This window comes from Streptomyces angustmyceticus (genome assembly GCF_040701845.1).
GTDB lineage: Bacteria > Actinomycetota > Actinomycetes > Streptomycetales > Streptomycetaceae > Streptomyces > Streptomyces angustmyceticus_A.
Genome location: NZ_JBFBHQ010000005.1, coordinates 341,343 through 367,859 on the forward strand (window position 1 = coordinate 341,343; position 26,517 = coordinate 367,859).

The 26,517-nt window shown below is 72.3% G+C and carries 17 protein-coding genes, 1 tRNA gene and 3 pseudogenes; 12 read left to right on the top strand and 9 right to left on the bottom strand.

What is annotated here, in order from left to right; genetic code table 11:
- Positions 1-41: 41 nt before the first annotated feature.
- The gene (locus tag AB0411_RS14700; RefSeq protein ID WP_366417653.1) at positions 42-1,436 is read right to left on the bottom strand and encodes a transcriptional regulator; all 1,395 of its coding nucleotides are present in this window, start codon (positions 1,434-1,436) and stop codon (positions 42-44) included.
- Positions 1,437-1,813: 377 nt separating this feature from the next.
- Between AB0411_RS14700 and AB0411_RS14705 the strand changes: the two are divergent.
- Both AB0411_RS14705 and AB0411_RS14710 read left to right on the top strand, forming a co-directional pair.
- Positions 1,814-2,174 (top strand): annotated as a pseudogene (locus AB0411_RS14705) (molybdopterin-dependent oxidoreductase).
- Between the two features lie 90 nt (positions 2,175-2,264).
- On the top strand, positions 2,265-2,906 hold the full coding sequence (locus AB0411_RS14710) for a LysE family translocator (RefSeq protein WP_366417654.1): 642 nt from the start codon (positions 2,265-2,267) through the stop codon (positions 2,904-2,906).
- Between the two features lie 49 nt (positions 2,907-2,955).
- Here AB0411_RS14710 and AB0411_RS14715 read toward each other — a convergent pair whose 3' ends face one another.
- Positions 2,956-3,732: a class I SAM-dependent methyltransferase gene (locus tag AB0411_RS14715; RefSeq protein ID WP_366417655.1), complete on the bottom strand. Its 777-nt coding sequence runs from the start codon at positions 3,730-3,732 to the stop codon at positions 2,956-2,958.
- Positions 3,733-4,188: 456 nt separating this feature from the next.
- On the opposite strand from AB0411_RS14715, the gene AB0411_RS14720 reads away from it, so the two are divergent.
- Entirely contained in the window at positions 4,189-4,914 is a 726-nt protein-coding gene (locus AB0411_RS14720) for a M24 family metallopeptidase (RefSeq protein WP_437042072.1), read from the top strand.
- 37 nt (positions 4,915-4,951) lie between these two features.
- Here the strand turns inward: AB0411_RS14720 and AB0411_RS14725 are convergent, their stop codons facing one another.
- Complete coding sequence (locus tag AB0411_RS14725) at positions 4,952-6,862, bottom strand: copper resistance CopC/CopD family protein (RefSeq protein WP_366417656.1); 1,911 nt, start codon at positions 6,860-6,862, stop codon at positions 4,952-4,954.
- A gap of 600 nt (positions 6,863-7,462) precedes the next feature.
- Entirely contained in the window at positions 7,463-8,488 is a 1,026-nt protein-coding gene (locus AB0411_RS14730) for a sporulation protein (RefSeq protein WP_366417815.1), read from the bottom strand.
- A 447-nt stretch (positions 8,489-8,935) separates the two neighbouring features.
- Between AB0411_RS14730 and AB0411_RS14735 the strand changes: the two genes are divergently transcribed.
- From AB0411_RS14735 to AB0411_RS14760, 6 genes are all read left to right on the top strand, one after another.
- Positions 8,936-9,421 carry a hypothetical protein gene (locus AB0411_RS14735; RefSeq protein WP_366417657.1) on the top strand — a complete coding sequence of 162 codons (486 nt, stop codon included), beginning with the start codon at positions 8,936-8,938 and terminating at the stop codon, positions 9,419-9,421.
- A gap of 102 nt (positions 9,422-9,523) precedes the next feature.
- Positions 9,524-10,666, top strand: coding sequence for a PLP-dependent cysteine synthase family protein (locus AB0411_RS14740; RefSeq protein ID WP_366417658.1), 1,143 nt, complete (start codon positions 9,524-9,526; stop codon positions 10,664-10,666).
- Positions 10,663-11,922, top strand: a complete 1,260-nt coding sequence (locus AB0411_RS14745) for an MDR family MFS transporter (protein ID WP_366417660.1) — start codon at positions 10,663-10,665, stop codon at positions 11,920-11,922. Before AB0411_RS14740 ends, AB0411_RS14745 begins: the two co-directional genes overlap by 4 nt.
- Positions 11,923-12,346: 424 nt before the next feature.
- Positions 12,347-13,099: a DUF4232 domain-containing protein gene (locus AB0411_RS14750; RefSeq protein ID WP_366417661.1), complete on the top strand. Its 753-nt coding sequence runs from the start codon at positions 12,347-12,349 to the stop codon at positions 13,097-13,099.
- An 86-nt stretch (positions 13,100-13,185) separates the two neighbouring features.
- Entirely contained in the window at positions 13,186-13,434 is a 249-nt protein-coding gene (locus tag AB0411_RS14755) for a hypothetical protein (protein WP_366417663.1), read from the top strand.
- 386 nt (positions 13,435-13,820) lie between these two features.
- Positions 13,821-17,267, top strand: a complete 3,447-nt coding sequence (locus tag AB0411_RS14760) for a glycosyltransferase (RefSeq protein ID WP_366417664.1) — start codon at positions 13,821-13,823, stop codon at positions 17,265-17,267.
- 4 nt (positions 17,268-17,271) lie between these two features.
- Here AB0411_RS14760 and AB0411_RS14765 read toward each other — a convergent pair whose 3' ends face one another.
- From AB0411_RS14765 to AB0411_RS14775, 3 genes are all read right to left on the bottom strand, one after another.
- On the bottom strand, positions 17,272-17,949 hold the full coding sequence (locus AB0411_RS14765) for a hypothetical protein (protein ID WP_366417665.1): 678 nt from the start codon (positions 17,947-17,949) through the stop codon (positions 17,272-17,274).
- Between the two features lie 431 nt (positions 17,950-18,380).
- Positions 18,381-19,544 (bottom strand): ADP-ribosylglycohydrolase family protein, encoded by a 1,164-nt coding sequence (locus AB0411_RS14770; protein WP_366417666.1) that lies wholly within the window; start codon positions 19,542-19,544, stop codon positions 18,381-18,383.
- Between the two features lie 72 nt (positions 19,545-19,616).
- Positions 19,617-20,192 carry a hypothetical protein gene (locus AB0411_RS14775; protein WP_366417667.1) on the bottom strand — a complete coding sequence of 192 codons (576 nt, stop codon included), beginning with the start codon at positions 20,190-20,192 and terminating at the stop codon, positions 19,617-19,619.
- A gap of 89 nt (positions 20,193-20,281) precedes the next feature.
- Between AB0411_RS14775 and AB0411_RS14780 the strand changes: the two are divergent.
- Positions 20,282-20,374, top strand: a pseudogene (locus AB0411_RS14780) (phosphorothioated DNA-binding restriction endonuclease); the annotation flags it as partial.
- 197 nt (positions 20,375-20,571) lie between these two features.
- On the opposite strand, the pseudogene AB0411_RS14785 reads toward AB0411_RS14780, so the two are convergent.
- Both AB0411_RS14785 and AB0411_RS14795 read right to left on the bottom strand, forming a co-directional pair.
- Positions 20,572-21,152: pseudogene (locus tag AB0411_RS14785) on the bottom strand (IS5 family transposase); the annotation flags it as partial.
- A 448-nt stretch (positions 21,153-21,600) separates the two neighbouring features.
- Positions 21,601-21,676: transfer RNA gene (locus AB0411_RS14795), tRNA-Arg, on the bottom strand.
- A 302-nt stretch (positions 21,677-21,978) separates the two neighbouring features.
- Here AB0411_RS14795 and AB0411_RS14800 point away from each other — a divergent pair.
- A complete protein-coding gene (locus AB0411_RS14800; RefSeq protein WP_366417668.1) occupies positions 21,979-23,895 on the top strand; it encodes a GTPase domain-containing protein in 1,917 nt (638 codons plus the stop codon).
- Between the two features lie 557 nt (positions 23,896-24,452).
- Complete coding sequence (locus AB0411_RS14805) at positions 24,453-26,378, top strand: YfjP family GTPase (protein WP_437042161.1); 1,926 nt, start codon at positions 24,453-24,455, stop codon at positions 26,376-26,378.
- The last annotated feature ends 139 nt before the right edge of the window (positions 26,379-26,517 follow it).

The following is a 26,517-nucleotide window of genomic DNA, read 5'->3' on the forward strand; positions in this document are numbered from 1 at the left end:
CCCGTACGACAAGCGGCCCCGCGCGGCCCGCCGGCCCCGCGTCACCGGGGCACCCGCACCCCGCTCTCCTGGACCAGGGCGTCGAACTCGCGCACCGGCTGCGCCTCCGCGTACGGCCGCAGCTCGTCCCGGAAGTTCTGCAGGTACCGCTCGCCGAGCGCCGACCGCAACCGGCTGAGCAACGCCACCGCCTGCGTCCCCGCCCGGCACGCCTCCTCGACATCGCCGGCCTGCGCCAGCACGCAGGCGAGCAGCAGCAGATCGAGGGTGCGGCGGCGCACCCGGGTCCGCGGATGCCGGGCGAGCGCTTCCTCGGCCCGGCGCGCGGCCGGACGCGGCTGCTGGAGATCCCGGTAGCAGTGGGCCAGTTCGTCCGCCAGGTAGGCGCGGTCGAAGTGCGCGATCCACTCCGGGCCGTCCCCCGGGACGACATGCGCCATCGCGTCCGATGCCTTGTCCGCCAGTATTTTGCACATCCGGGCGTCCCCGAGCATGGCGTAGCCGCGGGCCTCGGCCGCGTAGAACAGGGCCTGGGCGGCCAGCGGGGCCCGCCCCCGGGTGCCTTCCTGCGCGGCCCGTGCCAGCTGCACCGCCTCCCTGGAGCAGCCGGCGCCGACGGCGAGCCGGCTCAGGCCGGCCGCCAGCACATAGCCGCCGTAGCAGCGGTCGTCGGCGGCCTGCGCGAGCCGCAGCGCCTGGATGTAGTAGCGCTGTGCCAGGCCCGCCTGCCCGGTGTCCAGGGCCGTGTACCCGGCGAACTCCGTCAACCGGGCGGCCGCGGCGAACAGTTGCCGCCCCGTGGTCTCGCCGTAGCTCCCGTCCATCAGTCCGGACAGCACGCTGCTGAGGCACGAGACCACCACCGGCCGCACATACCCGCTGCCGACCCGGTGGTCGAGTTCGGCCAGCGCCTGGGTGGTCGCCCGGACCAGCTCCACATCGGTCATGCCCACCCGCGGCCCCGACCGCCCGTTGCGTGCCACCTGCGGGTCGGGGGAGCTGATCAGCCAGTCCCTGCTGGGCTCCACCAACGCCGAGGCGGTCATGGCGGAACGGGACAAAAGCCCCCGGGATTCGGCGTCCATGTGCCATAGTTCACGGACCTGCTCCAGTGCGTCCTCGACGGTCGCCGCGAAGTGGAGTCCCACCCCGCAGGTCACGCTGTTGCCGTTGGCCATGCCGATCTCCTCCGTCGAGACCGTGCGGCCCAGCCTGCCGCTCAGTGCCTCGGCGATGATGGCGGGCACCCTGCCGCGCGGCCGCTGACCGCCCAGCCACCGGCTCACGGACGTCTTGTCGTACCGCAGGTCCAGGCCCTGTGCCTCTCCCAGGACGTTCACCTGGCGGGCCAGAGCGGAGTTGGACAGCGAGGCTTCCTGGATGAGGGACCGCAGTCGCTGGTTGGTCTGACGCGCGACGAGTGGTCGGGCGGCCATGGTTCGCCTCCAAGCACATGCCGCCAACGGTTCACGTTGGCATATCCAGAGAGAACGGGATGGAACAGTCAATACCCAACAAGCGGGACTGAATCGCGATGACCAAAGTCAAGTAGCCGCCTGGGCGTGGCGCGCAGTAGCGCAGGCGCGCCAGGGGGCTCCAGCCATCTCCTTCTTGCGCCCGGCACTCATCCGCGCCCCGCGGTCCCCGCCGGCGCCCGCCCCTCCGCACCGCGCACAACGGCGTGGCCCGGGGGCGCGGAAAGACTCATCCGCGAGGCACACCTGGCACACTGGCCCGCAGATGTGAGGACGATCGCCGCTTCGCCCTGGTACATGCCGGTACGGTGAGCGGCGGAGGGTGAAGGTGAGGCGTCGTGGGGACCGAACCGCTTCCCCCGGGACAGCGCAGGGTCGGGGGCTGGCCCGTCGCGCACTACGGCCCGGTGCCCAGGTTCCGTGCCGACAACTGGCATCTCCAGGTCTTCGGCGCCACCGCCACGGGCGCCAAATACACCTGGACGTGGGACGAACTCGCTCACCGCCGAACACGGCTTCCCGCTCCGCCTGGTCGTCCCGCACCTCTACGGCTACAAGGGGCCGAAGTGGCTGCGCGCCCTCGAGTACATGACCGGGGACCGGCGCGGCTTCTGGGAGGAGCGCGGGTACCACAACATCGCCGACCCCTGGGCCGAGCAGCGCCACTCCTACCAGGAGGAGGACCCGGCCGTGCGGTAGGGGAGTGCCCGGCGCATCCGGTCCGTTCTAGGCTGCCGGGAGCGGGGCAACGGCTCCGCGCCCGCCTGTCGTCGCCGGATCGGGGCCACCGTGACCACTTCCCTCTCCCTCGTCGGTTTTTCGCTGTTCGCCCTGGTGGTGACGGCGGCCCCGGGCCCGGACACCCTCCTGGTCCTGCGCAACTGCCTGCGCGGCGGCCGCTTCCCGGGCATCGCGACCGCGCTCGGTGCCGCCGCGGGCTCGCTCGCCTGGGCGGTGGCGGCCGCCGTCGGGCTGGCCGCGGCGCTGCAGCGGTGGGACGCGGCGTTCACCGTGGTCCGCCTGGCCGGCGCCGCCTACCTGGTGTTCCTCGGCGTGCAGAGCCTGTGGGCCCACCGCCGCGGCGCACCGGCCCGGCCCGAGGCGCCCGGCGGGCCGGCGGATCCGGCCCCGGCCGCCGGGCGGGCCTTTGGGCAGGGGCTGTTGAGCTGCCTGCTCAACCCCAAGGTGGGCATCTTCTTCGTCTCGGTGGTCCCGCAGTTCCTCCCCGACGGCCACGCGGCGCTCTCCACGACCCTGCTCTTCGGGATCATCGACGCCGCCGTCGCCGCCGTGTGGCTGACGCTGGTCACGGTGTTCGCGGCCCGCATGCTGACCTGGCTGCGCCGCCCCCGCGTGCACACGGCGATGGAGCGAACCGCCGCCGGGGTCCTGGTGGTTCTGGGGGTGGGCACGGCTGCCGAGACGGTCTGAGGGGCCGGCGGAGGCCCGCCCCGCCCGGGCTGTCCCCCGGCGCTGCCCCTCAGGGAGTCGCACGAACGATGACGAGTGCCCCTTCGTACGCCGGCTGCCTGCGCAGATGACCCAATTCCCGGTCCCAGGCGCCGGACGCCAGATCCTGGCGCAAGGTCGTGTCGAAGTGTTCGCGCACGCGGTCGTCGACGAAGCTCCAGGCCGAACAGGCCTGGCGGGCCGCCGGATCGAGCAGCATCTCGGGGCGGCCGTAGTACGCCTCGTTGAAGCCGTCCGTGCAGTCGAAGGGGACGGGCACGGGCCGGACCGTGCAGGTGCCGCCCAGCGCGGCGGTCAGCTGGTCGACGGGCGGATAGCGGCGGGCCTCGGTGTCGAGGACCTCGGGCGCGTACCGGTACAGCCAGAAGTCCCGTACCAGCGCGGGATCGCAGGTGAGCAGGACGACCGGCCCGCGGGTCACGCGCCGCATCTCGCGCAGCCCGGCACCGGCGTCGGACCACTGGTGCACGCTGAAGAGCGTCATCGCCCCGTCGAACGCCCCGTCGGGAAAGGGCAGGTCCTCCGCGACGGCGTCGATCGCCCGGGCGAGCTGCGCCGGCCGCTGGGCCCGCATCGACTCCGAGGGCTCGACCGCCGTCACCGCAGGCACCGCTGTCTCGTACGACCCCGCGCCGGCGCCGACGTTGAGGACCGTCCGGCAGTCGCCCAGGGTCTCGGCGATGAACCGGGCGATCCGCGCGTCCGGCCGGCGGAAGGAGGAGTACCCGGAGCCGATCGCGCCGTAGTCGACGTCCCCGGCGCTGCCGTCCTCGGTTCGAGTGGTCATCGGCCTTACCTCGCCTCGTGAGCAGGAATCAGGAGAACAAGGGCCCCGCGCGCTCCCGGTTGTGTGCCCGCCGGCGCACAGGGGCCCGTGAACGTGCTACGACCGGAGCGGCGGATGGCCCCCACTGCCGCCGGAACCTCCGCAGCCTTGGCACTCCCATCCTGCATCTGCGGTAAGAATTCGACAATCACCTGGTGATTGCCTGTTTCATCACCCAAACTGCATGGCAGATGTGCAACCTGAAATGGGAGGTAGCGACAGTGCCCACCGGGGAGCAGGCGCCCACCCGCACCTCCACCCGCCTCCATGCCGGCACGCAGACGTGCGGTGCGGATCTGCTTGCTTCGGCGCATCCGGCCGGACGATGATCGACTGCGAATGCGCACCGCACCCGGGCGGCTGCCCCGGTACGCCGCTTCGCGGCGGTGCGCCCGCCACCACGGGAGGGAAGACCTCGTGACAGACGAGAGACCGGACGCGGACGGGACACCGAAGGTGCCGGAATCCCGGCGGGCCGAGGGACTGGTCGCGGCCCAGGAGAAGGCCGTCGCGCTGTTCGCCGAGATCGAGAAGCGCGGACTGGTGGCGCCCGGCCGCGGCGAGCGCGAGGTCAGCGACATGGTCCGCGACCTGGCCAACGACATGTTCGGCACCACCAAGCACTGGCACAAGCGGATCATCCGCTCCGGTCCCAACACCCTGCGGCCGTACCAGGACAATCCGCCCGACCGGATCATCGGCCCCGACGACATCGCCTTCGCCGACTTCGGCCCGATCTTCGAGGAGTACGAGGCGGACTTCGGCCGCACCTACGTCTTCGGCGACGACCCGCACAAGCACCGCCTCATGAACGACCTGCCGCGCATCTTCGACGCCGGCCGCGCCTTCTTCGCCGCCCACCCGGACCTCACCGGCCGTCAGCTGTACGCCGAGGTGGACCGCCTCGCCACGGCAGCCGGCTGGAGCATCGGCATCTGGCACTCCGGCCACCTGGTCGGCGAGTTCCCCCACGAGACCAACGACGGCGCCAAGGCCGACTCCTACATCACCCCGGAGAACAACTCCCCCCTGCGCCGCACGGATCGCGCCGGCCGCACCTCCCACTGGATCCTCGAACTCCACCTCGTCGACCGCACCCGGGGCTTCGGCGGCTTCTACGAACAACTCCTCGACCTCGCCTGACACCCCTGTCCCGCAGCCCGGAGGGCGGGAACCCGCGTCACCCGATCTCCAGTGGCGCGGTCTCGGTGTCCTGTTCGGTGTCGCTGGTGCGTACGGTGACGGTCACCTTCCACTTCCCGGGGAACGGGATCTCGAAGTCCTTCGCCGCCCAATAGCCGCCGATCTTCTTCATCTTCACGTGAAGGGGGCCGAGGCCCTTTCCGGGGAGTGCGAGGGTCACCTTGAGTTCCGGCACGACGGCCACCCCGCCGTCGGGCGTACGCACCAGCGCGTTCAGGGCGTTCGTCCCGGTGGTGGCGGGGTCCACCGTGACGGCGACCCGTCCCTTGCCGCGGCCCTTCGCGGCGCCGGTGTCGAAGGGGATGTCGGCGTAGGCCGCTGCCCGCTCGTGCGCGATGGCGGGGGACACCACCGCGGCCGGCCGGCTGTCGTTGCGTCCGGGGTCGGTGCCGGTGAGCAGCGCGGTGAGGGCGAGGACGATGCCGCTGACGGCGGTCTCCACGGCGACGGAGCGGCGCAGGGCGCGGAGGGCGGGCGTCTCGGCGTCGCGAGCGTCGTGCCGCACGGTGTGTGACGCGAGGGAGAGGCGGGCGGGCGCCGACCCGCCTCCTCCCGGGGTGCCGGCATCCTCGCCGGCCGAGGCGGCATCCGCTGATACGGCCTCGGCCGAGGCGCCGGCGGAGGGGACCGCCGAGGGGACCGCAACCAGGTGGACTTCCGGCGTCCGGTCCCGTTCGATGTCGGCGCGCGGGGGGAGGGGACGCAGGTTCCGCGTCCACCGGCGGGAGAGTCCGGCCGCGAGCAGCATGAGCAGGACGGCGCCCACCTTGGCGAGCAACAGTGCGCCGTAGAGGGTGGATCCGAGGGCGTGCCAGGAGCCCACTTGCCGCCAGGACTGGTAGATGCCGGTGAGGACGATGGCCGCCACCGCGGTGAAGGCCAGCCGCGAGAAGCGCGCGGCGACCGCGTCCATGCCGTCGTCTTCGGCGGTGGCCCGCCGCAGCGCGACGAGCAGCGCGGCCAGCCCGCCGAGCCATACGGCCATGGCGACGGAGTGCACCACGGACACCGGCACGGCCAGGGCCACCTGCGGCCCCACCGAGGCGTGCTCCGCCAGCGACCAGGTGCCGGCCACCGCGGCGGCGACGACCGTGCCGGCGGCGAGGACGGCTTTCCGTGCTCCGCCGACGAGTTCGCCGCTCAGCCGCTGCCCGAGGAAGTTCCACAGCAGCCAGGTGCCGAGCAGGAGTGCCACCCGTGCCATCAGGAACTGGCCGGTGTCGCCGATCAGGGTGTTGCGAAGGCCCGTCACGTCGAATGCGTCCCCCGGTCCGCTCCCGGACTCGTACGGTGCCCGCAGAAGCAGTTGGGCGGCCGTGGACGCCAGCAGCAGCCCCCAGCCCGTACCCATGAGCCGGCGCAGCGGCCGACGGTTCAGGCCCCGGGGCAGACACAGGACGGCGAAGGCGGCCACGCCCACCATGAGCGCGTACCCCGCGTAGGTCGTCCCGCGCGCCACGCCGTACAGCGCCCCCGTCACCTCGCCCGCCGGAGAGTCCGCCGGCACCGCGGCGCGGTGGGGGGTCACCTTTCCTATGGAGAAGGCGAAGGCCCCGGAGATCGGGTGGCTGTCCGCCGAGACCGCTCGCCACGACACCGTGTAGGTGCCCTTGGCCAGGCCCCCGGGCAGTGCCGCGCGAATCGTGGCGTGGTCGTCGGGGGCCCACCCCGCCGTCCCGGTGCGCACCCGCTTGCCGTCCGGCGCGAAGACGCGGAGGGGCTGATCGGGCAGCGACATCGTCTCGGTGAAGGTGATCGCGACCGTCTTCGGTGCGGTTTTGAGGACCGAGCCCTCCGCCGGAGCGGTACTGGACACCTTGGCGTGCGCGGACGCCGTACCCGCGCCGCCCAGCAACAGCCCCCAGGTGGAGGCCAGAAGCAGGAGCACGGCCAGGATCCCGCGGCATGGGCGACTGTGCCACGGCGCGCCAGTGGGCATGAGAGCTCTCCATACACTCGGTCGTCATCCGCCGGCCGGCATGAACGGCACCCGCCCGAGTCCGCGTCGCGGCGGTGCCGGACGGGTGGTTCCCGGCGGCTCCGGGCCCGCGTCCGCACCGGTCCGCTGCGCCGCGACGCGGCCGGCCCGCGCGCGCAGGAGGCCCGGACGCCGACGACCTTCATCACCTCATGAACACGCCTGTCGGCGACGCTCTTTGGCAGCTTCTGACATACGCCGCGCCCGCTCTTGCGCCCCCGCCGACCACACTGTTAAGGACGGGGAGCGCGGCCGGACCGGTGTGGACCGGGAGGTGAGGCGGGGGGCGTGCGGCGCGCCGCGGCGCGTGCGGCGGGCCACCGCACGCCCACGAGCATGCCTCCGGCGTTCTCCGGCGTTCTCCGGCGTTCTCCGGCGCTCTCCGGCGCTGTCCGGGCCGACCGGGAAGGCGGCCCGGACCGTCACGTCTCCGCAGCGGGTATCGGGGCCGGAGCCATCGGGGGACCGGAGCCACCGGGGAACCGGAGCCACCGGGGAGGCGTGGCCCCGTCAGTCGTCCTCGCCGTCGTCCTCGTCGTCGCCTTCGAAGAAGTCGCCCACCTCGTCGACGACTTCGGCGGCGACCATGCCTCCGACCACGCCGACGGCGACTCCCGCCGCACCGGCCGCGATGGCCGTGCCCATTCCGGGCCCGGAGCGGTGCCCGTGGCCGTCGCCGTGGTGGTCGCCGTGCCCGTAGTGGCCGCCGGGGTGCGGGGCGTGTCCGTGCGAGCCGTGGTCGTGCGCGCCGTGTCCGCAGGGCGCACGGTGTTCGACCAGGCTGCGGATCCAGGAGTCGACCTCGGCGTTCCAGTCGAGGTGTTCGACGCCGTGGTGGTCGACGGTGAAACGGTTGACCGCGTCGTGGCCCCCGGAGAAGAAGCCGCCGCGCTTGTCGGCCTCCAGGACCACCTCCAGCCCGCCCGGACCCGCGAGGAACGTCAGCTCGATCTCGTTGACCTGATGCGCGTACCGGGGGGACGGGGAGAGTTCGATCTCCTGGTAGAAGGGCAGTCGCTGGCCGGTGCCGCCGATGTGGCCCAGCTCCAGGTCCGCCGACCGGAAGCCGAATCCGAGCTGCCCGAGTGCTTCGAGGACGGCTTCCTGCGCGGGCAGGGGACGTACGGCCAGCGGGTCGATGTCGCCCTTGTCCTTCGCGCCCGCCACCGCGAGGTCGGTGCGCACCCCCAGGGCGATGCCCAGGCTCTGCCCGTGCAGTTCGGTGATCGGTGTCTCCCACGGCACCGTCAGGCCGAAGGGCACGCTGCGCAGTTCGCCGGCGGCGAGGCGGAAGCTCCCGCCGGCGCCGAACCGGTCGAAGACGACCGTGCCCGCGGCCTCCCCGTCGTCGTGCTCCGCCTCGACGTGCGCCACCAGCTCCAGGCCGATGTGCTCGATCGTGACGTCGCGGTCGCCGCCCTTCAGCTGCACCTGTCCGCTCAGGGGCCCGCCGGGGAGCACCGGGCCGGGGTCCAGGACCGTGTCGACCGTGGGTCCGCCCACGCCGAGTGAGCCGAGCAGCCGCTTGAACACCATCGTGGCGTTCACTCCTTCATTGGTACGTGTTCGTGGTGCGTGTTCGTCGGTACGTGTGTGTCGGCACGTGTGGATCGCCAACCGGAGGTCGTCCGACCGGATACGACGGGCGCAGCCCACCGGCCGGTCAAGGACTCTGTCCCTCTACACGCGTGTAGAAGCATAGGGTCGAGGGCCTCGCGGGGGTCGCATTCCGGCCTCGGGCCTCGGGCCTCGGGCCTCGGTGGTCGGTCGCGGTCGCGGTCGCGGTTACGGTCCCGCGTCCCGCGGTCTCGTGGTCTCGTGGTCTCACGGTCCCGCAGTGCCGCGCTCCCGGGTCCGGTCCGCCGCGACGCGATGGCCGCCGCCCGCGGACGGCCGGACACCGCCCCCGGACCGTCCTTCCTGGCCCGCTCGTCTGCGCCCTGCTGAAGTGACGTTCCGCGTGGGAATGATTACGTTGGGTGCGTGACGGTGAGAGTGGTGCGCGGCAGCGGAGTGCGGGGACGCCCGGTGAGGGCGGCCCTGTTGCTCGGTCTGCTGTGGCTGGTGGCCGTCCATCTGGTGGGCGCCCTCCACGGCCCGGGATTCCTCGGGCCGTACACCGCGCACTCGGCCGCGGTCTGCGGCGAGCAGGCGGTCCTGGTCGCCGCGTCCGGCGACCGGCCACACGCCCGCCCCCAGGACGACGGGCCCGGCCAACAGGCCCGGGGCCGCGGCCACGGTCGTGGGCACGAGCACGGCCACGACGACGGGGTGACCCACGCCGTGGACCGGCTGCGCGCGAGCACGGGAGCGCCCGTCGGCGCTCCCGGGACCGCCGTGGCGCTGCCCGCCGACCCGGTCGTCGCGACCGCCGCCCCCGCTTCTCCTCCCGGCCGGCCGAGGGGCTCGCCCCCGTGCGCCGGTGACGGCCGGTCCGCGCTGGCTCTGCACTGCGTCCGGCGGCAATAGGCGCGCCCGCACGCCCGTCCCCACCCGGAGGCGGGCGTGTCCGCGTGCCCGTGAACCGCCCGACCGCGCCCCGGGAGAGGGGCGCCAAGGAGTCATGCCCCCATGAACCTCTCGCTGCTCGAACCTGTCCCGGGCACGGCGCCCGGCCATGCCGTGGGCGTCGCCCGCCACCCCGCCCAACTCGTCGGCAACACCCCCGTACTACGGGTCGAGGAACCCTTCGCCCCACCGGGACGGGGCTTCTTCGCCAAGCTCGAAGGAGCCAACCCCGGTGGCATCAAGGACCGTCCGGCGCTGCACATGGTCCGCGAGGCCCGGCGCCGCGGCGACCTCGCCCTCGGCGCCCCGATCGTGGAGTCCTCCAGCGGCACCCTCGGACTGGGCCTCGCGCTGGCCGGCCTGACCTACGGTCACCCCGTCACCATCGTCTCCGACCCCGGCATGGAGGCGGCCATGCTGAGGCTGCTCATCAGCCTGGGCGCCACCATCGACCAGGTGGCCGCACCGCACCCCGAGGGCGGCTGGCAGACGGCCCGCCGGGACCGGGTCGCCGAACTGCTGGCGCGGTCCCCGGGCGCGTACTGCCCGGACCAGTACCACAACCCCGACAACGTCGCCGCCTACCGCCCGCTGGCCGCCGAGCTGATCGCCCAACTGGGCCGTATCGACGTCCTGGTCGCCGCGGTGGGCACCGGCGGACACTCGGCAGGGACCGCAGCGGTGCTCCGCGAGACGTTTCCCGAGCTGACCCTGATCGGCGTCGACGCGGTCGGCTCGACGATCTTCGGGCAGCCCGCGGCACCTCGGCTGATGCGCGGACTGGGCTCCAGCATCCACCCGTCCAACGTCGACTACGCCGCCTTCGACGAGGTCCACTGGGTGGCACCGGCCGAGGCGGTCCGGGCCTGCCGGCAGCTGGCCCGGCGCCACCACACCTCGGGCGGCTGGAGCGTCGGCGCCGTCGCCCTCGTCGCGGGCTGGGCCGCCCGCACCCGGCCCGCCGGCACCCGCATCGCGGCGATCTTCCCCGACGGGCCGCACCGCTACCTGGAGACGGTCTTCAACGACGCCTGGTGCCACGGACACCACCTGCTCGACGGCACCCCGCCCGACGAACCCGACGAGATCGCCGACCCGAGCGAGTGCGTGGTGGACCGCTGGACACGCTGCACCCGCGTCCGCGACCCGCTCGGCCGCGACCGCCATGCGACCACCGGCGGCGCGGCCCGGGAAGGTGCGCGATGAAGCGCCTGACGGCCCAGGTGGCCGCCTTCACGCCCGGCGCCCGGCTCCTGATGGCCAACCAGTTCGCCATCAACCTCGGCTTCTACATGCTCATGCCCTACCTCGCCGACCATCTCGCGCACGGACTGGGGCTCGCGGCCTGGGCGGTCGGCCTGGTCCTGGGCGTACGCAACCTCTCCCAGCAGGGCATGTTCCTCGTCGGCGGCACCCTCGCCGACCGCTTCGGCTGCAAACCCCTGATCCTGGCCGGATGCGCCCTGCGCACCGTCGCCTTCGTGCTGCTCGGGCTGGGGAGTTCGCTCCCCGCCCTGGTGGCGGCGTCGGCGCTGACGGGGCTTGCCGGGGCGCTGTTCAATCCGGCGGTCCGGGCCTACCTCGCCGCCGAGGCGGGGGAGGAACAACGGGTGGCGGCGTTCGCCGTGTTCCACGTCTTCTACCAGGCGGGCATCTTCGTCGGACCGCTGGCCGGACTGGCGCTGCTGGCCTGGGACTTCCGCCTGGTCTGCGCGGTGTCCGCAGCGATCTTCGGGGTCCTGGCGCTGTTGCAGGCCCGCGCCCTGCCGTCCCGTCCGCCCGCCGCACGCGGTGCGGAACCGGCGTGGCGGGCGGTGGCGGAGGACTGGCGCGCCATCGCCGCCAACCGGCCGTTCCTGCTGTTCGCCACCGCCATGACCGGCTCGTACGTGCTGGCCTTCCAGGTCTACCTCGCGCTGCCCCTGCGGGCGAGGGAGCTGTTCGGGGACCGGGCCGGGCTGGTGACCGGTGTGGTCTTCGCGGTGTCGGCGCTCGCCGGAGTCACCGGTCAGCTCCGGCTCACCCGGTGGGCGAAACGCAAGCTCCCCGGCGCGCGGGCCATCGTCTGGGGGCTGGCACTGATGGGTGCCGCCTTCCTGCCGCTGCTGCCCGGCCCGTACGGCGGAACGGCCGGCCGGGTCGCCGGAGTGGGCGCCCTCGCGGCCTGCGCGGCACTGCTGGCCTGGGGCGGCGCCCTGCTCTACCCCTTCGAGATGGACACCGTCGTCCGCCTCGCGGGAGAGCGGCAGGTCGCCACGCACTACGGCGCCTACAACACCGTCTCCGGCGTGGCGATCTCCCTGGGAAACCTCGCCGTGGGCGCCCTGTTCGACGCCGGCGTGGCCTGGCTGCCCTGGATCACCCTGGCAGCCACGGGCCTCCTCTGCGCCGCGGCCATGGCGGGCCTCCACCGGGGCGGGCACCTCACCCCCCGGTCTGCTGTGGTGGCGACGGTGGGGTGAGGGCGATTGGCGCGGGGCCGCCGGGGGCGCGGCCGGCGGCTACGAGGCGCGCGGGGCGGGTGACGCAGACGGGCGCAGCGGCCGCACCGTGACGCACCGTCCGCACTGTGACGCACCGTCCGCAGCGGCCGGAAGGACGACGGCGGTGGCCGATGCCGGGGCCGATGCGGCCGATGCCGGGCCGGGGCCGGGGCCGATCCAGGCACCGGCGGCAGCCCGCCGTCGTCGTCCTTCAGGCAGTTCTCCTGAGCGTCCTCCTGGGCGCCCTCCTGACGTCCTCCTGACGTCCTCCTGGGCGTCCTTCCGCCCATCCCACCTGTGTTAGCCGGACGTTAGCGGGGCGGCAGGCCTGCGATAGTGCCGCCGACCAGAGTGGGGGACGTACCGAGGAAACAACGAACCGACTGCCCCGGGGGACCCCGTCATGAGCGCCAACACCACTGCCCGCACCGCTCGTCGCCGCCGCACCCTGCGCATGGCCGCCGCGGCCCTGACCGCGGCCGCCGGCCTCACGCTCACCGCCTGCTCCGGCTCGGACGCCGCCGGCGCGAAGCCCGCGGGCCGGGCGGACTCGGGCGCGGCCGCCGCCGAGACCGGCGGCGCGGACTCCTCCGCCGGAGCACAGGGTTCCGGTGCCCAGGCGGGGTCCGGCGCCCAGGCGGAAGCCGGGGCCAAGACGGACACCAAGGCGGGCGCCGCGGGCAAGCAGTCGGGCAGCGGGCACGCCGCGGGCGGTTCCGGGGCGAGCGCGGGCATCGAGCGGTGCCACACCTCCGGCCTGAAGGCGGCGTTCGCCACGGGTGGCGACGCGGCCCCGGACCCGGACGCGGACGGAGCGACGACCACCAGCGTCGTGCTGACCAACAAGGGCGGCCGCGCCTGCAAGATCGGCGGCTTCCCGGGCGTGGACCTCAAGTCCGAGAACGGCGGCGAGCGCTGGGCGCTGGCCCGCTCGTCGAAGAAGTACGGCGCGATCACCCTGCAGCCCGGCGACAGCACCGACTTCACGATCAACGTCGCCATGACCAAGGAAGAAGAGGGCTTCTACCAGCCCGCCTTCGCGGACGTCACCCCGCCCAACGAGACCAAGTCGATCACCATCAAGTGGCCCTGGGGCACGCTCGTCGACCAGCGGAGCGCCACCCACCCGGCCACCTTCGTCAACCCGATCGGCTGACCACCTCGGTACCGCCCCGGACCTGGGCCCAGAGCCTCTCTGAGCCCGACCAGCTCAGAGCGTCGAAGAGGAACAAGGAGATCACCATGAAGTCGTGGCGCACGCGCATCGGCGTCGGTCTTGCTGTCGGTGCCGCAACGATCGCCGTCCCCCTGACCGCCACCACCGCCTCCGCCGCCCCGCCCCCCGGCGACGGCTGGGTCCCCGTCGGCGCCGAACGGTACCCCTCGAAGGGCGAGTGCGAAGCCAAGGAACTCCCGAACGCCCAGGCGAACGGGTACCACGAGGTGTGGTGCGACGACAGCAAGGCCATCATGCCCATCTTCTACCGCTGACCGGCCTCCGCCCGGCGGGAACCCGCCCCGCTGACGTGGTACCGAGAAAGCCCGCTGCCCGGTGTGACACACCGGGCAGCGGGCTTTCCGCTTCCCACGGAGGAGACCCGCGGGCGCATGGATCCGCCGGTCGGGAGCCGCCTTCGTCTTGACCTTGATGGAGGCGGGCCCACTTCCTCGGCTTTCGGGAAACTCGTCCGCACTCTGCCCTCTGCCTTCTGCACTCCGCGCTCTGAACTCGCCGGCAACGTCAGCCGGCAGATCCCCAGCGATTCCGTCTCGGGAGTCGGATGAGCACGGGAGGGAGACGGGGCCGAGGCGCTGCTGCGAAACGCTCCCGGTGCGCCCCGCGCGGACCGTACGATCGAGGCGAGGTGAGGGGGCTCATGAACATCTCCGCGTTACGCAATCCCTATGACTACCGGAACCCGGTGCGCGATGCCGCCTTCTTCGCCGGGCGGGGCGAGGAAGTCGCGGTCCTCAAGTACGAGCTCGACCAGGCCGCCGTGGACCGGCCGTCGGTCTGCGTCGTCGTCCACGGGCCACGAGCCGCAGGGAAGACGAGCCTGCTCAACGCCACCGAGTGGATGGCCAGGAAAAACGGGTTCGTCACCGTACGCGTGGAGCTGATCGAGGGAGACGGGGAGCCCGCGGCCTTCTTCCGGAAGGTGTATGAGGAACTGGTCTCCGCGATCACCGCCGAGGGCGGGGACGAGATGAGCGTTCCCGGACCGGCCGCGGTGCGGAGGGTGATGGCGGGAGCGGCCGACGCCGCCTCGGTGGCGCCACTGGAGTTTCCGGAAGCCGTGGCACTCGCCGGGTCGGAGGGGCGGGTACCGGAGGCGGCGCTGCGGGCCGATCTCGCCTACTTCATACGGCTCCTCGGGCATCCGATCGTCCTGCTGGTCGACGAAGCCCAGCTGATGGCCCACGACGCCCGTGCGCTGTCCGCTCTGCGGTTCCTCACCTCACGCGTGGACGGGCTGGTGCTGGTGCTCGCCGGCACGTCCGGGCTCATCGACCGGATCACCGACGTTCACTCCCCGATCCTGCGGCAGTTCAAGGAAATCGAGGTCAGAGGATTCGTCGAGTGGGAGGACGTCTACGCGTGCATGAAGCGCCCGCTGGTGAGCGTGGGTATTCACGGCCTCGCATCGGCCAATGCGGTCTCCGCTCTGAGACAGCTCACGGACGGCAATCCCTACGAAATTCAGCTGTACTGCCACGAAATGTTCGCCCGCTGGCAGCGTGGTGCGGCAGAAGGCATGGAGCTCACCGCGGATGTGCTGGAAGGTATCCGTTCCCGCATGGAGTCGGGGCGTGATGTCCTCGACCGTCCACTGATCCGCGCCGTCCGCGCGATGGAACGGCATGATCTCATCGCGTTCAATGTGTTGTCCTCGGCACTCGGCCATGCGACGGCGGACGAGACCTGGTTCGCCTACAACTTGGCCGGGTCACCGGAGATCACACGTGCGCAGTACGACCGATGTCGGCAATCACTGATCGCGGAAGGCATCGTCGCCGACGAGGACACCGTGCGGTTCGCCCTGCACACCGAACTCTTCGACGAGATCTATGCGCGGCTGTGGACGGCCGGGAAAGTCGGTTCGCCACCGCACCCTCAGTACACCAGCCGGAACAACCTCCATCGGCTGCTGGTCCAGCGCCTCGACCATCTTCTGTGCGACTTTTCCACCGGGCCGCTCAAGACCTTCCCCACCTGTTGCCCCGCAATGAACGGGAGTCATATCGAGGAGATCTTCCACGCGCTGGAGATGTTGCCGGAGGAAGGCCCGAACGCCGCCCCGCGGATCAGCCTCCTTCATAAAGCGATCCTGCAAGCGGGCGAGCCCTCGGCCCTCGACCTCACCACGGTGACCTGTACCTATGCCGGTCACACCGTGGAGCGCTGGCTGTACGCGGCAGACACGGACGACATCGTTCTGGCTGATTCTCCCGATTTCAAGGGGGCCACCGAGCGGGTCGCACGGCTCGGTGGCGAGGTCACCGCTGACCGGGTCCGTGTGCCGCTCCGGTCGTGGCCGGCGCGGAGCTGGTTCCAGAGCGCGACAGGACCACTGCGTGGCGAACTCGCGGACAACCACCTCAACGCGGCGTACGGCAAGTACGGGCGGGGTGAAATCCCCGCCGCCGTTGATCATCTCCAAGTGTCGTTCGCACTGACTCCCGGCTGGGAGCAGGCCAACAGCCTGACGTACCTCACCCTGGTCACTCGGGGCACAGATGACGCGCTCACCTGGGCAGAACGCGCCGTCGACCTGGCCGAGGACCCACTGGACCGTTCCCTGAGCCTCTACAACGCCGCCATGGCACATCTCCTGGCAGGAGACCGGGCAGCGGCCGCCGACCGCTTGGCGACCGCGGCCGAGTTGTTGGACTTCGTGACGGTCTCCGATCACCTGGTGGGCTTTCTGCTTCTGCCGGATCCCGACGACATGGCGATCCTGCGTGAGGAGACCCAGGTCAACCTGGTGGAGGCGGTGCGGCGCTCCCACGCCCTGCTCGGCACCGGTTCCGGTGGCCCGGGGAGCCCTCAGAAGCGGGAAGAGGAGGAGCCCGAGAAGAGCACGCTCCGCCCTCAGCGTGCCGACCAGCCCGCTTCCCGTCGAGCACCGGTCATCCTGTCCGTGGCGACCGAGTGGGCGTCCTCTCACGGCGGCCTCAGCACCTTCAACCGCGACTTGTGCCGCGCGCTGGCCGACGCCGGCGCGCAGGTGTTCTGCGTGGTGCTCGCTGCCACCTCCGAGGAGGTGGCAGCGGCAGCCGAGTGGGGCGTCACCCTGCTTCCGGCCCCCGACATGCCCGGAGCCTCCGAGGACATGCGGCTCACCAGCCGGCCGCAACTTCCCCAGGGGACGCTGCCCGACCTCGTGGTGGGACACAGCCGGATCACCGGGCCGGCGGCGAAAAAGATCGCCGACGACTTCTTTCCCACGTCCCGCCGGCTGCACTTCGTCCACATGGCTCCGGACGAAATCGAATGGCACAAGCCGGACCGGCGGACCGACGCCGGGATACGGGCAGAGGAACGGACGGACATCGAACGCACGCTGGGCCGAAGCGCGTATCGCGTGGTCGCGGTCGGCCCCCGGCTGCACGACCAGTTCCTGGCCGAGTTCACCGGTACGGAGGCCCTTCCGCCGTTGCGGCTCGACCCGGGGTTCGACTCCGCCGCGTCCTCAGTACCCCGCATGCCGCCAGGCGGCTCCCCGTGGCGGGTGCTGCTGATCGGCCGTACCGAGGACGCCCGCCTGAAGGGGGTGGATCTCGCCGCTGCGGCCTGCGGCCGGGTGGCGACGTGGTTGCACGAAGACGGTCTGCGCCGGCTGAGACTGCTCGTCCGAGGGGCGCCGGAAGCGACTGTGGAACAGCAGCGGGCGGAGATCGTGACATGGGCCGCCAGCCCGCAACTCGAAGTCGTCGTCCGCGCGTACGCGTCCGCCGAGGAGCGCGTTGCCAACGATCTGAACAGTGCCAGTCTGGTGATCGTGCCATCCAGGTCCGAGGGGTTCGGCTTGGTCGGTGTCGAAGCGATCGCCCGAGGTGTGCCCGTTCTCATCAGCTCGGGGAGCGGTATTGCCCAGATGCTGCGCGAGACGCTCGGGCACGAGGCGGCCGACCCGTTCGTCGTGTCCATCTCCGGCGACGACGCAAAGGACACGGACAAGTGGGCGCGGGCCATCGACCGGAAGCTGAGGGACCGTGCAGGAGCCTTCCGGCAGGCGGCGGAGCTGCGGGCGCAACTCGCGGAGCGAGTGACGTGGAGACAGGCTGCCGCCGTGGTGCTCGGCGCCGTGGCGCCGCAGTGAGCGCCTAAGCCGGTGTGAACGCGGCCGCAGAGACGTCGCGTTCGAGTATGGCCCGGTGGAACTCGTAGGTATCGATGTTCGAGACCTTGATCAGCAGGCAGTAGCGTTCCTCCGAGGCGATCTCCCTGGCCACCGTTGCGTACTCGCGCCGGAGGAAGTGGATGGCGGCCTGGTTCGCCAGCGCGCTCTGCCCGCACACCAGGACCACGGGGCGGCTCGACTCCTGGGGCGTGAACTTCGCGACGAGGGCGTACTCCTCGTTGCCGTGGTCGAAGAGGTACCGGTCGCCGCCGACGGAGAAGGCCACCGAATCGGGCCGGTCGCTATAGGGGTGGATGGTGACGCCCGGCAGATACGCGGCGAGATGCCCACCGGCGCGGACATTGGCGTCGCCGAGCGGACCGCCGACGCAGAACTCCGTGAGGTCACCGTTGCTACCGCGGAAGGAGTCGGGTGCCACCGAGACCTGACAGCTCAACTCGCCCGCGAGCATGGCTATCTCCATCACGGCCCGCACGTCCCTGCGGTGCACGGTGCGGGTCGAGTTGTGTTTGTTGGGCAGCACGACGAGACAGGTCTCGCCGGGCCTGACACCGAAGAAGGCCGCCTTCCTGTGCAGCCTGCGGGTGCGCTTTCCGCGCTCCCATAACCAGACGAAACCGCCGCTGAGAAGACTGGTCACCAGCCCTATCGCGATGTTCGCGAGCGTGGAAAAAATCGCCTTCCCCTCCCCTTACGGACCGCTCTCCCACCCATCCCCCGTGCGTATCCGGCCCGAAAGCACGGTCTGCGGGGCAGAGCTCTCAAGCGGCCCTGAGACCGTGCCCCATGGCGAGGCGGACGAGCCGTTTGCCGCAACAGCAGGGTAACGACCGAGCCGAGAGGCGGATGGGTGCGGGCGTGCGCTCGTAGGGAGGGCCGAGCCGGCGTCACCCGCCCGGCTGGGAACCGTCCGCTCCATGCCCCACTGGCGTTGCCTTACGGGTCGGTGGACGAGGAGGCGAGGGACGCAGCCGAGGCATGCTCCCCATCCAACGTCTCCTGGCCCTTCCGGATGGGCGGTCGGCGCCCCGTCGATCGCGACGCGCAGCCACGGACCGCCGTCCGCCGCCGTCAGCTGCTCGGGTAGCGCCCGGGGGCGAAGAACGACTCGTTGTACGGCTGGTGGGTGAGGGGGTGGAACGCCGCCGAGAAGTCGTCGGCCAGCTCGGTGATCGTGCCACGGCCCTCGACGGCGGTGAGCCAGGACGGGGGGAGGGCGAGGTCGCCGTGGTGGGCGCCGAGGAGGTTGCCGCAGATGGATCCCGTGGAGTCGCTGTCACCGGAGTGGTTGACGGAGAGCAGGAAGGCTGACTCAACGCGCATGCGCCGGGGTGCCGGGTCGGCGGGGCGGGCGAGGGCACAGTAGACGGCGATGGCCAGGGCCTCCTCGGCGATCCAGCCTCCGCCGAGGGTTTCGACCTTCTCGGGGGTCGCTGTGCCGTCGGCAGCCAAGTCGACCGCCTTGCGGAGGGCTGCCGTCGTCTCCTCGTGGCCGGGATAGCGGGCGAGGAGTTCCATCGAGCGCAGCACGGCGCCTTCGAGGGAGTCGCCGTCCAGTAGGTGTCCGATCATGGCGGCGAAGGCACCGGCCGCGTAGTAGCCGGTGGGATGGCCATGGGTGATCTGGGCGCAGCGGGCGGCGAATTCGAAGGCTCGGCGAACGGGCATGCCGGTGAGGCCGAAGGGAGCCGAGCGCATGACCGTGCCGCAGCCCTTGGAGTCGGGGTTGACCGGCCCCGGCGCTCCGAGCTCGCCGAGCGTGTCGGGGATGTGCTCGTAGCGGAGGCCGGAGACGCAGGCGTTGCCGGGGGCACGGCGGGCGTAGAGCCAGGTCTGCTGGCGCAGCCAGCCGGTGCGTCGAAGGGCGTGTTCGGCCGGCGGCGGCGGCGCGGGGTGGTTCTGGGTGTCGAGCCAGCGCAGATAGGCGTTCCGCACGAGGACGGGCCCGGCGGAGCTGATGCCGTTGTCGGTGGCGGGGCCGTAGCGGGCGTAGGCGCGGATGAGGCCTTCCGCGGTGAAGAGGGTCATCTGGGTGTCATCGGAGACCTGGCCGAGGACGACGCCGCCGACCGGCAGGAAGCCGGTGACCCCGGACGGCCCGTAGCCGTTGCGGATCGAGGCCAGCGGCTGGAACTCGATCGGGTATCCCAGGGCGTCGCCTATCGCCCCGCCCAGAAGACAGCCACGGACACGGGCACGGCGGGCGACGATGTCGCCCCACGACTGACTGTTCAAGCCGGCTCCCTCACTTGATGGTTGTGCTCATGATCATTGCGTCGATCGGTCGCGTGGTCGGAGCCTTCCGGCTCAGAAGATCCAGGCCAGGTAGAGGCTGAGCGCCGCACCACCGGCGCCGCCCAGGACCAGCCGCTTCATCCAGGCACTCGCGCGGGTTCCGGCGATCAACCGGCCCACGGCCACGGCCTGTCCCCTGCTCGGCATGATGCCGGTCGCGGCGAACGGGATCCCCAGCGCGGCGACGATCCAGCCGAGGAAGAACAGTGCGCACCAGCGCCAGATCTCGCCGAAGCCGGTGGCGAGGTAGCCGCTCACGGTCTGCTGGACGGGGATGCGGTCGCCCCGTTCGCGGTCTGCCGTGACGGTCGCCTCGTGATCGACGGTCGTTCCGTCGTCTGCGCGGAAGGTGCCGGCGCACACCGTCTTGTCGCTGTGGTGACGGCTTCCGTGGTCGATCCAGCAGCGCTCGACCGTGAGCGTGCCGTGACGACCGACGAGGCCCGCTGCGTGCGTCGAGTTGTACAGCGAGAAGCCGGCGCAGAGGAGCGCCAGAAAGAAGAAGAGGCCGCCGAAGAGACGCCCTTTCGCACTCGGCGCGGGCATCGAGACGAACGGATCCGGCGTCCCCAGTCCTGGCTCCAGCATGGCGCTACCACCCCCTCCACTCCGGCTGCTCCCGTGATCGCTCACCTTACTCAGCCGGTGCGTCGGCCCCACTGTCAGTGCCATGCCCTAGGTCAGGATTCGCCGAAGAAGTACTGCGCGCCTATGCCTTCGCGTGTGCGATGTGCGGGTACGACGGGACACTGGGACGGAACCCGGTCGGGACGAACCGCCCTATCTCCCCGCCGCCAGCCGGAGTTCATGCCCGCCCAAGCCGAATCGAAGGATCGCATTCGGTAAGCGGATAGCGTCTCAGGGTCAGCCGAAGGGGCTCACCGCCACCTTGGAAGCCGCAATGTCGAGGCATGCCGCGCTCCCCTCGTCGATCTCGATGTCGAGATTAATCATGCGACCCGCCACCTCACTTGGTGCGGCGGTAGCCGGTGAGGGTCGCTGCTATGCCGACGAAGGCGAGGAAGTGTTCGGCCTTGCGTTCATAGCGGCGGTGCAGGCGGCGGCATCCGGCGAGCCAGGAGACCGTCCTTTCGACGACCCAGCGGTGGCGGCCCAGCCGGGTGGAGGACTCGATGCCCTTGCGGGCGATGCGGTGACGGATGCCTTTCTTACGGAGCCATCGGCGCAGGTGGTCGTAGTCGTAGCCCTTGTCGGCATGGAGCTTGGCTGGATGCCGGCGGCGCGGTCCGCGGCGGGAGCGGATGGGCGGGATCCTGCCCACGAGTGGTTCCAGTCCGAGGCTGTCGTGCATGTTGGCGCCGGAGATGCCCAGGGGCAGGGGCAGCCCGTTTCGGTCCGTGATCAGGTGGATTTTCGATCTGCTCTTGCCTCGATCGGTCGGATTCGGTCCGGTCAGTGGCTCCCTTTTGCCGCCCTGACGCTGACGGAGTCAATCGCACACCGCGACCAGTTCAACGCTCCGCGGGCGCCGAGCTCGTCGAGGATGACGCGGTGCAGCCTGGCCCACACCCGGTCCCGGCTCCACTGGGCGAAGGCCGTCCTCATCGAGCACGAGTACAGCTCGCCCGTCGGCAAGCGTGCGTACGACCTTCGCCACACCTGCCTGACGACGTGGCTCAACAACGGCATCCCGCCGGCCCAGGTCGCCGCCTGGGCGGGCAACAGCGTCCCCGTCCTCCTCGGCCACCTACACGCGCTGCATCACCGGACAGCTGACCGAACTCCAGGGGCGGATCGAAGAGCCCCAGCGGCTGCCCACCGTGCCCGCAGCTGTGAAGGGACCGTCGAAAAACTTCGGGAAGTTTTCGGGAAAACCAGCCGCGGAGAGCCGTTCAAAACCCGCGCCAGCCGGACTGACGCCCTCGCCGCCGGGAGCCGTTCCGGCCCTGCCGAAGCTGCCACGACGCGTCCGCTAAACAGCCCCTGACCAGCAAAAAAGCCCTCCACAAGGGAGGGCTGGACGCAGTACGGGCGATGGCGCCCCCGGCAGGACTCGAACCTGCGGCCAAGTGCTTAGAAGGCACCTGCTCTATCCACTGAGCTACGGGGGCCGGGTGTGGACGTGGATCACGGACCGCGGTCAAGGATAGAGGTCCGGGTGCCTCGTCCCGGTTGCTTCACCTCCGTGGCACGTTGTGGAGGTTCGGTGAAGCGGTCCCGATAATCGCAGGCAGGTACGAATCCTGCATCGCTTTTGACGTCTCGTGCGGCGGGTGTTGTGCACTCGTTATGCCTGTGCCTCGCTTGTCGCGAACGTCCCATGCGTCACTCATCCCGTTCTGTGGGGATTCTCGCGGCGCGCACAAGGGGTTATACGCTTCAAAAACCTAACGAAATTGGGCATTCTGCACATGTGGCGACCTTGGACGTACGACCCCGGCTGATCGACGCACTGTCCGTTCTGCGCGACCGCGTCGACGCCGCACGTTTTCCCCTGCCACTCCGGGGCGCTGCCCGGGCCCGGCGCAACCGGGCCGAGCTGCTCGCCCAGCTGGACGACTATGTGATTCCCCGCTTGCGGTCCCCTCAGGCACCGCTGCTCGCGGTGATCGGCGGATCGACCGGAGCGGGCAAGTCCACGCTGGTGAATTCCCTGGTGGGGCGCCGGGTCTCGGAGGCGGGGGTGCTGCGGCCGACGACGCGGACGCCGGTGCTGGTCTGCCATCCCGACGACCTCCACTGGTTCGCGGGGCCCCGGGTCCTGCCGCAGCTCGCCCGGGTGTGGGTCCCCGAGCAGGACGACGGCGCCGAGGGCGGATACGCGGCGGCGGGGGACGGCCTGGGCCGGGGTGAGTACGGCGTGCACGGCGCGGGCGGGATGGCGTCCGGCGGTGCGCGTGGGGCGTTCGGCGCCGGAGGAGCGTACGACGGCGTCGGCGGCGGTGGTGGCGCTGTTCTGGGCGGGGGACCGGGCTCGGGTGCGGTGGGGGGCGGGGGTGAGGCGGGGCTGCTCACGGTGCGGATCGAGACGGACCGGGCGCTGCCCAGCGGGCTGGCGTTGCTGGACGCCCCGGACATCGATTCGCTGGTCGCGCGCAATCGGGAGCTGGCCGCGGAGCTGATCTGCGCCGCGGACGTGTGGGTGCTGGTCACCACGGCGGCCCGGTACGCGGATGCGGTGCCCTGGCATCTGCTGCGCACCGCCAAGGAGTACGACGTCACGCTGGTGACCGTGCTGGACCGGGTGCCGCATCAGATCGCCACGGACATCTCGGGGCGGTACGCGGAACTCCTCCAGCGGGCCGGCCTCGGCCACGTGCCGCGGTTCACCATTCCCGAGCTTCCCGAGTCGGCCGGCGGCGGCAGCGGTCTGCTGCCCGCCACCGCCGTGGCGGCGCTGCGCGACTGGCTGGAGCGGCACGCCCAGGACCCCGTCGCCCGTACCGCCGCCGCGGACCGAACGGCCGCCGGAGTGATCGCGTCGCTGCGCAGCAGGCTGCCCGCGCTGGCGGGAGCCGCCGCCGCGCAGCACGCCGCGGCGCTGCGGCTGGCCGGGCGGGTCGAGGAGGCGTACGAGCGGGCCGCGGAGCGGGTGCGGCAGGAGGTCGCGGCCGGTGAGGTGCTGTCCGGGGACGCACGGGCGCACTGGCGCGACCACGGGCTCGACGGCCGCTCCGACGAGCTGCTCGACGCACTGACGCACGGGCTGACCTCGCTGCTGACCTGCGCGGTGGAAGAGGCCGACGAGCGGGCCGCGGAGTGCTGGCGGCGCGATCCCGCGGCGGCCGAGGTCTCGCTGGCGGCCGCCGCGGGCGCGGCCGGCCGGCTCGGTGTGATCGTCCGGCGCTGGCGGCGCTGCCTGGAGGAGCTGGCCGAGGAGGAGACCCGTGAGGCGCGTGCGGGGCAGGCCGGTGAACGGGCCGGGTCGGTGGAGCCGGAGGAGTCGGCGGCGCTGTTGGCCACGGCACTGCTCGGCGGCCGGCGGGCCCGTACGGCGGGCGAGAACCTCGCCGACCTCTTGGGGGCCCAGACCGCGCTGCGGCTCTGCGACCGGGGCGCCCGGCTGCTGGCCGTGTACGTGGAGCGCGCGCTCGACGGGGAACGTGAGCGGCGCCTGGCACCGCTGGACCAGCTGACCGTGCCACTGGACCAGCAGGCGGAGCTGATCGCCGCGCTGTCCGTACTGCAGAGGGAGCGGCAGACGGGGAGGCCGGGAGAGGCGGAGGAGCGCAAGCGACGGCGGGACGAGGAGGAGAGGGCGCGGGAGCGGGCCACGGAACGGGCCAGGGAGCGGGAGCGGGCGATGGAGAAGGAGGAGGTGTCGGGGTGAGCGATTCCGAGGCGGTGGCTGGTGTCGAGGCGGTGGCTGGTGCCGAGGGGGCGGTTGGTTCGGGGGAGGCGGTTGATTCCGGGGAGGGCCTGAGGAAGGGGCGGGAAGCCGAGGGGAGGGCCGGGGAGCGCGTGGCGTCGGTGGACGGGGCGGCCTCGGCGGGATGTGAGGTGCCGGTGGGGGGCGTAGGGCCTGTGGGGGCCGGAGGAGTTGGCGGGGGCGGAGAGGCTGAGGGGCTTGCCGAGCCTGAGGAACTCGTAGGGGAGCAGGAGGGTGGCGCGGGGTCGGAGCCGGTGGGGCGGGCGGTGGCGGCCGGTGGGACGTGGGATGACGGGTTGATCGCGCGGCGGGCGCGGGACGTGGGGGTGCCCCGGGCGGTGGTGCGGCAGGCGGGGAGTGAGGAGCGGGGAGAGACGCCCGTGGTGGCGGGTGTGGGGTCGTCGGGCGGGGCCTGTGCGGCGTCGGGGGTACGGGCGCGGGGTGCGTCGCGGGGTGCGTTGCGTGGTGAGGCGATGGTGCAGCCGCGTTCGCCGGTGGAGGCGGCGGGCAACGGGGGCATGGGCGGGTACCGGTGGGTCGCCGACGGTGGCCGGCGGGCCGTGGCGGGTGGTCTGCGCGGGCGGCTGGATGCCTTGCGGGAGCTGATCGCGCTGTCCCGGTCCCGGCTGGACGGGCGGGCGCTGGAGGGCGCGGGGCGGGTGTTGGAGACGGCGGACGAGCGCTACCGGCTGTCCGGTGAGCACACCGTCGTCGCCATCGCGGGGGCGACCGGCAGCGGTAAGTCGTCGCTGTTCAACGCGCTGGCCGGGGCGAACCGTTCGCAGGTCGGCCCGCGGCGGCCGACGACCGCGGAGCCCGTGGCCTGTGTCTGGCCGGGCGGCCGGGCGGGCGCCGAGGGGCTGCTGCACCGGCTGGGCGTGCCCGCGCACCGGCGGCACGCCCCGGCGGACGGCAGCTCCGAGCTGCACGGACTCATCCTGATCGACCTGCCCGACCACGACTCCTCGGCCACCGAGCACCGCGCCCAGGTGGACCGGATGCTGGAGCTGGTGGACGCGGTGATCTGGGTGGTGGATCCGGAGAAGTACGCGGACGCGGTGCTGCACGAGCGGTATCTGCGGCCGCTGGCGGGCTACGCCGAGGTGATGTTCGTCGTCCTCAACCAGGTGGACCGGCTGCCCGGGGACGCCGCCGACCAGGTCGTGGACGATCTGCGCCGGCTCCTGGACGAGGACGGGCTGGCGCTCGGCGAGCACGGGGAGCCCGGGGCGGCGGTGCTCGCGCTGTCCGCCGCCACCGGCAAGGGCGTCGGCGAACTGCGGGAGGCACTCGGCCAGTTCGTCGCGGAGCGGGGCGCGGCGGACCGGCGTCTGGCGGCGGATGTGGATGCGGCGGCCGAACGGCTGCGGTCCGTATATGTCGCACAGAGCCGGGTCGGGCTGACCGAAGACGCGCGGGCGGAGTTCGACGACCGCTTGGCGGAGGCGGTCGGGGCGGTGGCCACCGGGCGCGCCGCGGAACGCGATTGGCTGCGGTACGCGGAGCGCGCGTACGGGTCGCCGTGGGCGCGGATGCGGGGGTGGCGGGGGAGCCGGTGGCGGAGCGGCGGCTCCGGGGCGGGGCTGACCGGCGCAGGGGCGCTCGGGGGAGGGCCGACGGGCGCCGGGCCGGCACACGGGGGGCGGGGCGCCGGCGGGCGTGGCTGTGCGGGGCGTGGCGAGGGGGGACGGACGGGGACGGGGAGAGCCGAGGTGTGCGGGACCGGCGCCGGCCAGTCGGATGCGCGCAGGGGCGGGACGGGCCGGACGGGTGCCGGTCGGGCCGCTCCACGGCGTGGCGGCATGTGGCGGGGATCGGTAGGGCGGCAGGGGGGCCCGGGGCAGATGCCGCCGGTCGGCGGCCTGCCCGGTGGTGCGGTCGAGGGGGGCGAACCGGCGGTGGACGGGCGGGCGGCGGCGCGGCCCGTGGTGGAGCAGGCCGTACGCACGGTGGCCGGCGAGGCGGCGCACGGGTTGCCGGCGCCCTGGGCCCAGGCGGTGCGGGAAGCGGCGGACCGGGGCGCGTACGGCCTGCCGGAGGCGTTGGACAAGGTGGCGGCGGACGCCGAGGAGGCGCTGCGGGGCGGACCGGCCGTGAAACCGCGCTGGTGGGCGGTGGCCGCCTGGCTGCAGGGAATGCTGTGCGTGCTCCAAGTCGTCGGCGTGCTCTGGCTGCTGGGCGCGGTCACGGGCGCGGGCGGGGCGGTGGCCTGGATCTCGGGGCTGCTGCCCGCGCTCATCGGCTCGGTGGGCGGGCCGGCGCTGACCTGGCTGTGCCGGGTGGTGGCACGCGGCCCGGCCAGGCGTTACGGGCAGGACGCCGAGCGCCGGCTGCGGAGCGCGGCGGCCGGGTGCGGACGGGCACGGGTCCTGGAACCGGTCGCCGCCGAGCTGTTGCGCTATCGCGAGGTACGGGAGCAGTACGCGGTGGCGTCGGGCACCTGAGGCTGCGCGCGTGAGGGCAGTTGCCCGTCGGCGGGGGTTTGCGAGGGGCGGTTGCCCGACGGGTGGGGGTGACGGGACGGGCGGTCGTCCGATGCCTGACCGGCGGTCGCCCGGCGCATGGCCCGCGGTCAACGCGACT